The 10,132-nt window shown below is 73.2% G+C and carries 10 protein-coding genes; 7 read left to right on the forward strand and 3 right to left on the reverse strand.

Features of this window, described 5'->3' with window-relative positions:
* The 3 genes from AE652_RS09855 to AE652_RS09865 form a co-directional block, all read right to left on the reverse strand.
* A partial coding sequence (locus AE652_RS09855; protein WP_049650854.1) for an agmatine/peptidylarginine deiminase occupies positions 1-699 on the reverse strand: 699 nt, incomplete at its 3' end.
* A 59-nt stretch (positions 700-758) separates the two neighbouring features.
* Entirely contained in the window at positions 759-1,796 is a 1,038-nt protein-coding gene (locus AE652_RS09860) for an agmatine/peptidylarginine deiminase (protein ID WP_049650855.1), read from the reverse strand.
* A gap of 226 nt (positions 1,797-2,022) precedes the next feature.
* Entirely contained in the window at positions 2,023-2,601 is a 579-nt protein-coding gene (locus tag AE652_RS09865) for a TetR/AcrR family transcriptional regulator (RefSeq protein ID WP_049650856.1), read from the reverse strand.
* A 144-nt stretch (positions 2,602-2,745) separates the two neighbouring features.
* Between AE652_RS09865 and AE652_RS09870 the strand changes: the two genes are divergently transcribed.
* The 7 genes from AE652_RS09870 to AE652_RS09900 all read left to right on the forward strand — a co-directional run bounded on the left by AE652_RS09870 (position 2,746) and on the right by AE652_RS09900 (position 9,687).
* Complete coding sequence (locus AE652_RS09870; RefSeq protein WP_181970890.1) at positions 2,746-3,306, forward strand: RNA polymerase sigma factor; 561 nt, start codon at positions 2,746-2,748, stop codon at positions 3,304-3,306.
* Positions 3,303-4,130, forward strand: a complete 828-nt coding sequence (locus tag AE652_RS09875; RefSeq protein ID WP_049650858.1) for a zf-HC2 domain-containing protein — start codon at positions 3,303-3,305, stop codon at positions 4,128-4,130. Before AE652_RS09870 ends, AE652_RS09875 begins: the two co-directional genes overlap by 4 nt.
* A 41-nt stretch (positions 4,131-4,171) precedes the next feature.
* A complete protein-coding gene (locus AE652_RS09880; protein ID WP_117492847.1) occupies positions 4,172-4,981 on the forward strand; it encodes an ABC transporter ATP-binding protein in 810 nt (269 codons plus the stop codon).
* Positions 4,978-6,378, forward strand: coding sequence for a hypothetical protein (locus AE652_RS09885; RefSeq protein ID WP_049650860.1), 1,401 nt, complete (start codon positions 4,978-4,980; stop codon positions 6,376-6,378). The genes AE652_RS09880 and AE652_RS09885 overlap by 4 nt, the downstream gene beginning before the upstream one ends.
* Entirely contained in the window at positions 6,375-6,965 is a 591-nt protein-coding gene (locus tag AE652_RS09890) for a hypothetical protein (RefSeq protein ID WP_049650861.1), read from the forward strand. Before AE652_RS09885 ends, AE652_RS09890 begins: the two co-directional genes overlap by 4 nt.
* A 215-nt stretch (positions 6,966-7,180) precedes the next feature.
* Entirely contained in the window at positions 7,181-8,551 is a 1,371-nt protein-coding gene (locus AE652_RS09895; RefSeq protein ID WP_159028416.1) for a (5-formylfuran-3-yl)methyl phosphate synthase, read from the forward strand.
* A gap of 146 nt (positions 8,552-8,697) precedes the next feature.
* Positions 8,698-9,687 (forward strand): phospholipase D, encoded by a 990-nt coding sequence (locus AE652_RS09900; protein WP_049650863.1) that lies wholly within the window; start codon positions 8,698-8,700, stop codon positions 9,685-9,687.
* Positions 9,688-10,132: the final 445 nt, after the last annotated feature.

Below are 10,132 nucleotides of genomic sequence, written 5' to 3' on the forward strand. Positions count from 1 at the left end.
CACGCCGAGGACCTTCTTCAGCTCGGCCTCGACCGCGTCCCGGCTCATGCCCGGGTTGCGGTTGTCGTTGACGACGGAGCTCTCGGTGACCATCAGGGTGCCCTGGCCGTCGGTCTCGAAGGAGCCGCCCTCGGCGACCAGCCGGGTCTCGATCCGCTCGACGCCGTACTTGGCCAGCACCGTCCGGGCGACCTTGGAGTCGTTGCCGCGCTGCTGCTTGCCGCCCCAGCCGTTGAAGTTGAAGTCGACGCCCTTGACCGTGCCGCCCTCCTCGACGAACACCGGCAGGGTGTCCCGGGCCCACAGGTCGTCGACCGCGATCGGGACGACCTCGACCGCCGAGCCGCAGGCCTTCCGGGCGGCGTCCGCCTGCTCGGGCCGGGCCATCAGGACGACGGGTTCGCGGGCGGCGATGGCCTGGGCCAGGCCGGCGACGTCCCGGCGGACGTCCGCGAGCTGGTCACCCCAGACGTTCTCGGAGGCGGGCCAGGACATCACCGTGCGCAGGTGCTTGTCCCACTCGGCGCCGAAGCGGCGCACGCCGGGGGTGCCGCCGGGCCGCGTGGGCGGTACGGCGCCGTCGAGGTCCTTCAGGTCGTTGGGGTCGCAGGCGGTGAGGCCGAGGGTGAGGGCGCCGACTCCGGCGCCGACGCCGGCGAGCCTGCGGATCAGGGTGCGGCGGGACAGGGCGTTGGTCATGCGGGAACTCCAGCTGAGGGTCTGGGCGGTGGTGGAGGAGAGTGCGCGGGGCGGCCGGGCTACGGCAGCGGTTCGTGCATGGTCGAGCAGTGGATGCCGCCGCCCCCGGCCATCAGGCGGTCGACGTCGATCTGCACCACCTCACGGCCGGGGAAGGCCGCGGCGAGCGCGTCCCGGGCGGCGGCGTCCTTGTACGCGTCGCCGAACTGGGCGGTGATGACGCCCCCGTTGACGACGTGGAAGTTGAGGTAGGAGTCGACGAACTTGGAGCTGCGGGAGCGGACGGTGTCCGGGCCGTGCACCGGGACGACCTGCAGGCGGCGCCCCCGGGCGTCGGTGGCGGCGGAGAGGATCGCGAACTGCTCGCGGGCGTCCCGGGCCCAGGCGTCGTTGCGGTCGGCCGGCGGCAGCTGCACCATCACCGTGCCGGGGCGGACGAACCGGGAGGTGACGTCCACGTGGTCGTCGGTGATGTCCTGGCCCTTGATCCCGGGCAGCCAGATCATCGTGTCGGCGCCGTAGGCCTCCAGGACGGCCTCCTCGATCTCGTCCCGGCTCATGCCGCGGTTGCGGTTCTTGTTCACCAGGCTGCTCTCGGTGGCCATCACGGTGCCGTCGCCGTCGGTCTCGATCGCGCCGCCCTCGCCGACGAAGTCCGCGAAGGTGTGGCGCAGGCCGCGGCGGGTGGCGACGAGCTCGGCGACCCGGGCGTCGTCGTGGTGCACCTGCTTGTTGCCCCAGCCGTTGAAGTTGAGGACCACGGCGTCCAGGCCGCCGTACCCGTCCCGGCGGAACACCGGCGCGGTGTCGCGCATCCACAGGTCGTCGGTGGGGATCGCGGTGATCACCTCCACCCCGGAGCCGCACCAGGACTGGGCCTTGCCCGCCGTCCAGTCGTCGGGGGCGCACATCACCACCGGCTCGAACTCGGCGATCGTGCGGGCGATCAGGGCGATGTCCTCCTGGACGCCGCCCAGCCGCAGTCCCCACACGCCCCGGCGGGAGGGCCAGGACATCCAGGTCCGCGCGTGCGGGACGTCGTCCGCCGGCACCCAGGGGTAGGGCTCGGTGGAGCGGTCATCGCGGTAGTGGGTCATGAGGGCCTCCAGATCGTGCGACGGTGCCGGGAGGGGTGCCGGGGGCCGCCGACTCCACTCTTCGCGCCGCGCCGGGGCGGCGCACGTGGGGACGGACGGGCGGCAGCACCCTGCCGCGGGTTCAGGCTCGCACTGACTGAAAAGTCAGTCAAACTCGCGGTCATGCCCTAACGCATCCTTGACGGGCTCCGTGCGCAGCGTGAGGCCCCCGTGCGGTCCGTACGGATCAGGACCCGAGCCGGGCCACCTCGGCGTCGACCGCGTCGGCCATGAGCGTGCGGGCGTGCGCCAGCGGCAGGCTGCCGCTCAGCCAGCGCGTGCTCAGCCCCTCCAGCAGCGCGGTCAGCCGCTCCGCCGCCCCGGCCAGCGCGACCGCCGAGGACATCGGCCGTACGGTGCCGAGCAGTTCGGCGACCTCCTGCACCCAGATCCGGGTGGCCCGCGCCAGGTCCTCGCGCAGCGTCTCGTCGAACACCGCGCTCGCCCGCAGCTCGCCCCAGGCGGTGCTGTTCTCCCGCACCTCGGCGGTGTCCTGGAGCTCCAGCAGCAGGGTCTGCTCCAGCTCCTCGCGGGGCGTCAGCGGCGGGGCGTCCTCGGCGCGCTCGGTCGTGTACCGCTCCGCCCGGTCGTTGATGAACTCCATCGTCTGCCGGAGGATCCCCGTCCGGTCCTTGAAGTGGTAGTAGATCAGCGCGGTGGACACACCCGCCTCGGCGGCGAGCTCCTCCACCCGCAGCCCGCGCACCCCGCGTCGCGCGATCACCCGCGCCGCTGCTTCCAAGATCGACGTTTTACGACTGGCCACGATCCACCACCTTACCGGGGCGCGGGCGCCGGCCCCGTGCGGTTGCTGAAAGGCCGGTCAGCGGAGGCCGGCCGATTCCCCCCGAATGTGACACAGGTCACCTCCGATGCAGAACCCGCACGCCGCATCGGGCGTCTGGCTGGTGTGAGATCACGCAGGAGAACACTGGACGACCTGGACGAGGAACGCCTCCTCCGGCTGGTGGCCAAGGGCGACCGCGGGGCCTTCGACGAGCTGTACCGGCGGACGTCGCCCTGGCTCGCCGTACGGCTGCGCCGCCGCTGCGCGGACGAGCAGATCGTCGCCGAAGTCATGCAGGAGACCTACCTCGCGGTCTGGCGCGCCGCCGGCGCGTTCGCCGGGAGCGCGGTCGGCGGGACGGCCGTCGGCTGGCTGTGGACGATCGCGGCACGCCGCCTCGTCGACGCGTTCCGGCGCCGGGCCCACCACGCCGAACCGCCGGTCGCCGCCGCCGAGCGCGCGGTGGTGCCCGCGGCGGAGGAGGAGGCGCTCGCCGGCACCGTCGGCGGCGACGTCGGCGACGCCCTGCGCCGGCTGGCGCCGGAACTCCGAGAGGTACTGCAGGCCACGGTGCTCGACGGGCTCTCCGTCCGGGAGACCGCCGTCCTGCTCAGACTGCCCGAAGGCACGGTCAAGACCCGTGCCCGTCGGGCCCGGATCGCGATGCGGGAGGCGCTGGCATGAGTGGGGAACACGCGACCAGGCAGTTGATCGACGACTACGCACGTGGCGTCACGACGATGGCGGCGGACACGGTCTGGGCGCTGGAGGCCCACCTGGAGACGTGCGCGCCCTGCCGGAGCCTGCTGGCGGCCTCCGTCGCCACCGGGGCACCCGACATCGCCGCGCTCGTCGACACCGTCCGGGCCGGCCTGGAACCGCGGTTGGACGCGGTGGGCGCGGTGCCCCCGCGGTGGCGCCGGCCGAGGTGGGTGTCGTCCTGGCTGACGCCGGCCATGACCCCGTGGCTGGCCATGACCGCCGTCGTCACCCTGGTGGCGCTGCTGCTCGACGCGGCCGCGCCGGCGGAGGTCTTCGGCAGCTCCTCACCGATCTCGCTGATCGCGCCGGTGCTGCCGCTGTGCGGCGTCGCCGCGTCCTGGTCCAGCGGCCTGGACCCGGCCCACGAACTGACCGCCTCCACCGCCCGGGCCGGCCTGCCCCTGCTGCTCAGGCGCACCACCTCGGTCCTCGTGGTGGTCCTGCCCGTCCTCCTGTTGGGGGGATGGCTGACCGGGAGCACGACGGCCGCGCAATGGCTGCTGCCCTCCCTGGCCTTCACCTCCACCGCCCTGGCGCTGGGCAGCGTGGTCGGGGTGACCCGCGCCGCCCTCGGGCTGGCGGCCGGGTGGGGCCTCGTCGTCGTGGCCCCCACCTCGATCACCGGCCGGGTCCCCGCCTTCCTCCAACTGGCCCTGCAACGCGACCAGTTGCCCGTCTGGGGACTGCTCCTCGCGCTCGGCGTCTGCGCCGTGATCGCCCGCCGGGACACGTACTCGACGCTGTGAAACCCATGTCCACCCTGTCCACCCTCGAAAGGGACCATCGCATGACGCATACGGCGAGCGCGGCCGACACCGCGCCGAAGACCTACCCCTGGGAGATCCGGGCCAGCGGCCTGAAGGTCCGCGTCGGACGGAGCAAGATGGCCGTCGACGGCCTCGACCTCTCGCTGGGCATCGGTGCCCACGGCCTCCTCGGGCCCAACGGAGCGGGCAAGACCACCCTGATCCGGACGCTGGCCACCGTGCTGCGCCCCACCGAGGGCGAGCTGGAGATGCTCGGCACCTCCCTCGGCAGGGTGGGCGACCACCGGGCCCTGCGCCGCCGCATCGGCTACCTGCCGCAGGACTTCGGCTACTACAAGCGCTTCACCGTACGCGAGTTCGTCGAGTACATGGCCTGGCTGAAGGAGGTCCCGAAGCGGGACGTCCCCGACGCCGTCCAGCGCGCCGTCGAACGGGTGGGCCTGGCGGACCGCGCCGACCACCGGATGAAGACCCTGTCCGGCGGCATGGTGCGGCGGGCCGGCATCGCCCAGGCCATCGTCAACTCCCCGGCGGTGCTGCTGCTGGACGAGCCGACGGCCGGCCTCGACCCGGCCCAGCGGCTGCGCTTCCGCGAACTGCTGACCGACCTGGGCCGCGACACCTGCGTGGTCGTCTCCACCCACCTGGTCGAGGACGTCGCGGCCGCCTGCTCCGACGTGGTGCTCTTCGCCGACGGCCGCCTCGTCTTCCAGGGCACGCCGGACGAGCTGGGCGCGGCGGGCAGCGCCGAGCACCCCGGCGACAGCCCCCTGGAGCGCGGCTACTCGGCGCTGCTCCGCACCTCCGGCCAGCAGGGGAGCGCCTGGTGAACGCACGCGTGCTGCGAACCGAGCTGAAGCGCTCGGCCGCCCCCTGGGCCGGAGTCGTCGTCCTGGGCGGCAGCCTGGCGGTCTTCCTCCCGTTCGACGCGTTCTGGTGGCACGGCACCGCGGGGTGGACGGCCCAGTGGACCACCATGGCGTTCTGGACCCGGTCCCTGCTGGCCTTCTGGTGGCCCTTCGTGATCGGCGTCGGGGCGGTGTACGGGCTGCGCGAACCCCGCTCGCGGATGACCGAGCTGCTGACGACCACGCCGCGGCCGGCCTGGCGCCGTGCGGCGCTGCCGGCCGGTGCGATCGGGCTCGCGCTGGCGGCGGGCTTCGGCCTGCTGGTCCTGGTGGGCGGAGTCCAGGTGGCGTCCGGTCCGACCACCTACACCCCCCTCGGCTGGCTGCCGATCTCGCTGGTGGCGGCACTGGCCCTGGTCGCGGGCGCCGTGTTCGGCATGGGCGTCGCGCGGGCGCTGCCCTCCGTCCTCACCCCGCCGGCCCTGGTGGTGATCGTCTTCGTCGGGACGGGCCTGTTCCTGCGGATGAACAACGAAGGGGCGGTACCGACGGGCCGGGTGGCGAACCGGTTCGCCCTGCTGTCCCCGGCGACCCCGGAGCCGCGGCAGATGCTGCTGACCCTGTCCGGCTCCGTCCACCTCGGTCAGGCGCTCTGGCTGCTCGGCCTGCTCGCCACCGGCGTCGCGCTGCTGGCGGCCGCGACCCGGCGGGCCCGGCTGCTCGCGGTGACTCCCGCCCTGGCCGGCCTGGCCCTGGCCCTGCTGGTCCTCCCGTCCGCCGCGCGCGACGTCTACGTCGTCGACAAGGCCGCCGCGGCGCTGGTGTGCGACGGGCCGGTGTGCGTGACCCAGGCGAGCCGTTCCCACCTGGCCGAGCTCACCCAGCGCAGCAAGGACGCGCTGCGCGTGCTGCACGAGGTCCTGGGCGACCGGGCGCCGACCTCGGTACGGGAGGACACCGCGCTGCACGAGCTCGCCGAGGCGCGCGAACTCTCCGCGGACGTGCTGCTGGTCGACTTCAGCGAGCGGCTGCTCGCCGACGCGACGGGCGAGCAGCTGACCCGCGCGCTGATCGCCAAGGGCCTGGCACCGAGCTGCTACCCGGACAACGACAAGGAGGGCGGCGGGCACGTCGCCATCCCCGCCCAGAGCATCGCCGTGAGCTGGGCGCTCCACGACCCCCAGCTCCAACCGCTGGCGCCGAAGGGCACCACCGCGTACGAGGTCGAGACCTGGGCGGCGGCCGACACCGCGTGGCAGAAGCTGACGGCACTGCCGCCGGCGGAGCAGCGCTCGCGGATCGTCGCGCTGCACGCCGCCTCCCTGTCCTGCGCGCGGCAGGACCAGATTCCGGTGCTGGCCGGGGAGGTGTCGCGGTGAGGTGGCTGACGCTGTACGCGCGTTCACGGCAGGTGCCCACGTCGGCGGCCGCGGTCGCGCTCACCGCCCTGGTGGTGTGGGCCTTCAACCGGGGCGGCGGCACGGGCGCGGTGGACGCGGACGCGATCAACCCGATCGTGTACTTCGTGCTCGCCGCGGGTGTGGCGGCCGGCTCCGTCGGGCTCGGCGGGCAGGACTCCGCACTGGACCGGACGGCCGCGATCCGGTGGGCGCCCCGCCGGGCGGCGCACGCGCTGCTGATCGGCGCGGTCGTGGGCGCCGCGGTGCTGGCGGTGCAGGCCGCGGGGCCGAGGTTCGCCCCCACCGAGGTCGTCCTCCGGGACACCGCGGGCCTGGCGGGCCTGGCCGCGCTCGGGGCGGTGCTCTGCGGAGCGCACCTCGCCTGGATCCTGCCGATCGGCTGGCTCGGCTTCACCATCCTCGTCCCCCCGCTGCCGCCCACCACCGTGGGGAAGGCGATCGGCTGGATGACCTGTCCGGCCGGGACGGGGGTGTCCACCTGGACCGCGGTGGCCCTGCTGGTGACCGGCGGCGCGCTGTACGCCGTGGCCGGCCCGCGACGGTGACGGGCCCGTGACGGTGACGGGCCCGTGGGCGCCGACGGAGCATCCGGAGGCGCCCGCGGACCGGCCGCGTGCCGGGGCGGCATCGCCGCCTGGCCACCCTGCTGTCAAGTGATCTCACTCCTTCGAGTGAGGATCGGTCGCCGATCGGTCGGTGGAGCACCTCTTGCGGTCAAGACTGACCCCCGAACGAACAGTCAGTTCTCGGAGGGGGAACGGTGTCGACCATCGGAATGCCCGGCATACCCGGCGAGGTCGGGGCGGATCGACGGCTGCTGGTCAGCGTCTTCGACCCGCAGGAGGCGCGGGAGGCGGTCCTCGGCGGCGCGCGGATCATCGACAGCGAGGATCCGCGCAGCGCGCTCGGCACGATCAAACCGCGCCGGATCATGGACATCGCGGACGCGGTGCTGGCCGCCCGGCGGGACCTCCCGGTCCAGCTGAGCACCAACATCGGCGAGGACCAGCTGCTGTACCGGCGCGCGGAGAACGGTCTGGCCCTGCCCAAGTCGGCGTACGAGCAGGTCGGCAAGGCGGCCCAGGCCGCCCTCGGCGTCGCCCTGGCGATGGGCACCCGGGTGCATCCCTGCGGGATCGTCAAGGTCGGCCTGGACGGCATGCGGACCGGTGAACTGGCCGACGTGCTCGGCGAGATCACGGCGACGCTGCGCCGGACCGACCGGCTGTCGCACACCCGGGTGATGTCCGTCCTGTTCGCCCAGGACCTCGACCTGTGGGACGCCCGCAAGACGCTCCCGCAGGTGCGGCGCGCCCTGGTGGGCCTGCGGGAGTACTACCCGTGCGAGCCGTCCACGCCCGGGGCGTTCGACCTCGCCGAGTACGCGGACGCACTGCTCGACCCGCACGGCGAGCCGCTGTTCGGCGGCCGGCGGCCGGAGCCGGCCGAGCTGAGGGCCTCCGGCGCCCTGCCGGCGGGCACGACCGGCGGTTTCGTGGCCGTCAACGAGCCGTTCTCCCACGCGGGTTACGGTCTCACGACGGCCCGTCGCACCGATCGGGAGGCGATCCGCGCGCTGGTCGAGGCCAGCGCGGCGGCCGGCGCCGACGCGATCATGGTGGACACCAGCATCCTGCTGAAGGTCGCCCGGATCGGACTGGTCTCCACCGCCGGCAGCCCGGAGCTCGCCGACCTCGACCGCCACGACACCGACCGGCACGGTCTGGCCAGGGCCGGCATCCTCTCGCTGGAGGAGATCCGGTTCCTCGTGGAGCTGTGCCACGCCCACGGCCTGGAGGCGAACCTGGCCGGTTCGGTGCAGAGCCACCACGCCCAGCAGGTCTGGCGGCTCGTCCCGGAGCTCGACCAGCTCTCCGCCCGCGGTGGCGTCAGCGCCCTGGCCCGCGACCCGTACGGCGGCACCGGCCGTGGTACCCGGCACGAGCGGACCGTGCGCCGCGCCCTGGTGGGCGGCCTGGTCCCGCCGGAGCAGGGCGGCCGGCTGGTGCTGCCGCGGCGGATGACGGAGCAGCCCGGGGCGCTCGACGACCTGGCGGGCCTGCTCAAGCGCCACCCCGACCTCGCCGCGTACTCCTCCGACGCCTACGGGGTACTGGCGCCGCTCGGCTGAGCGGTGGCGCCCGCGAGACCGCAGGTATCGCTCATTCACCGTACGGCGACGCGGAGTCGGTGATATCGGTTGTCCGAGTACGTCCGACTACGTCCGAGCACGCGTGAGTACGGACGACTTCGAGCACCAGCGAGAAGGAGCACCTCTTGACCACTCACCACAGGCGCGGTGCACACCTGCGGACGCTGTCGGCCCTGACGGCGGCGCTGTCCGGGATCGTCGGCGTCACCGCGCTCGGCACCACCCCGGCGGCCGCCGCCGACCAGCGTCACCCGATCTACGCCATCGCGCACCGGGTCGACACCCTGGACGGCGTGGACGCCGCGATCAACCACGGTGCCAACGCCATCGAGATCGACGTCTGCGCCTGGTGGAACCCGAACGAGTGGCGCGCCTACCACGACTGTTCCTCGGCCGGCGAGAACCGGCTCGGCCCCAGCTTCGACAGCATGCTCGACCGCATCCTCTCCAACGCCGACGCGGGCCGCCGGCTGTCGCTGGTCTGGCTGGACATCAAGGACCCCAACTACTGCGGCGAGGAGCCGAACCGCACCTGCAGCGTCGCCGGACTGCGCGACAAGGCCCAGCGGCTGACGGCCGCCGGCATCCAGGTGCTCTACGGCTTCTACGAGTACCACGGCGGCAGCACCCCGGACGTCGGCGGCCGGGGCTGGAAGAGCCTGGAGGGCAGGCTCGGCCCGCTGGAGGGCATCACCACGACCGGCACCCGCGACCAGGTGAACAGCGCCTTCAACCGGTCCGGCTCCGGCTTCCCGGCCGGCCGCCGGGCGATGGACTACGGCGACAGCGACATCACCAAGGGCTTCGGCAACTGCACGGAGGCCACCTACAACACCTGCGCGGAACTGAAGAAGGGAGCCGCCGACCGGTCCGCCGGACGACTCGCGGCCACCCTGTCCTGGACGACCACCTACAACGACCCGTGGTACGTCGACAAGCTCCTCGGCGACGCCCAGGTGGACGGCATCATCGCCGGCTACGGCGCCTTCACCGGGGTGCGCGAGTACGACAACGGCTGGCAGTGCGCCAACGCCGTCAACCTCGTCCGGGACTGGGTGAACCGCCACAGCGGGACCCACCGCATGGCCACCAGCGGCGACCGCCTGTTCAGGTAGGCGACCGTTCGTCGCGGGTAGGGGGCCCGGCCTCTCTCCCGCGGGCGCCGACCCGGAGCCCGCGGGAGAGAGCGGAGAAGGAGGGGACCGGGGCCGTCCGGACAGGGCATTTGTCTCGGGCGCCGGGGAGGGGTAGGGTCTCCCAGTCGCTCGACTGGGAGCACCGGACACGTGTCAACGCGGACGGTCCCGGGGCGGCCAATCCTCTGAACCAACACTTCCCGGCTCGGGCTGGGGCGAATCTGTCATGCGCAGGTGCGGCCCAGTCTGTATATGGCGTGTTCGTTTTATCGGATTGCGGCCGGATTCGCTTTTCGAAGTGGAGGTCGGCTAGTGTTTGAAACGTCGGACAGGGCGCCAAGCGCTGGAAGGCAACAGCGAGTCAGAAGCAGAAAGCGCCGGTAAACGGAGCGGAAAGCATCTGGTAAGCTGGAAACACGAAAGA

Origin of the sequence: Kitasatospora sp. MY 5-36 (genome assembly GCF_001182915.1) — a bacterium.
In the GTDB taxonomy this organism is placed as follows: Bacteria; Actinomycetota; Actinomycetes; order Streptomycetales; family Streptomycetaceae; genus Kitasatospora.

Coding starts and splice junctions, on each gene's coding strand:
- AE652_RS09860 (WP_049650855.1), bottom strand. CDS start 1,796: ATGACCCACTACCGCGATGACCGCTCCACCGAGCCCTACCCCTGGGTG.
- AE652_RS09880 (WP_117492847.1), top strand. CDS start 4,172: ATGACGCATACGGCGAGCGCGGCCGACACCGCGCCGAAGACCTACCCC.
- AE652_RS09875 (WP_049650858.1), top strand. CDS start 3,303: ATGAGTGGGGAACACGCGACCAGGCAGTTGATCGACGACTACGCACGT.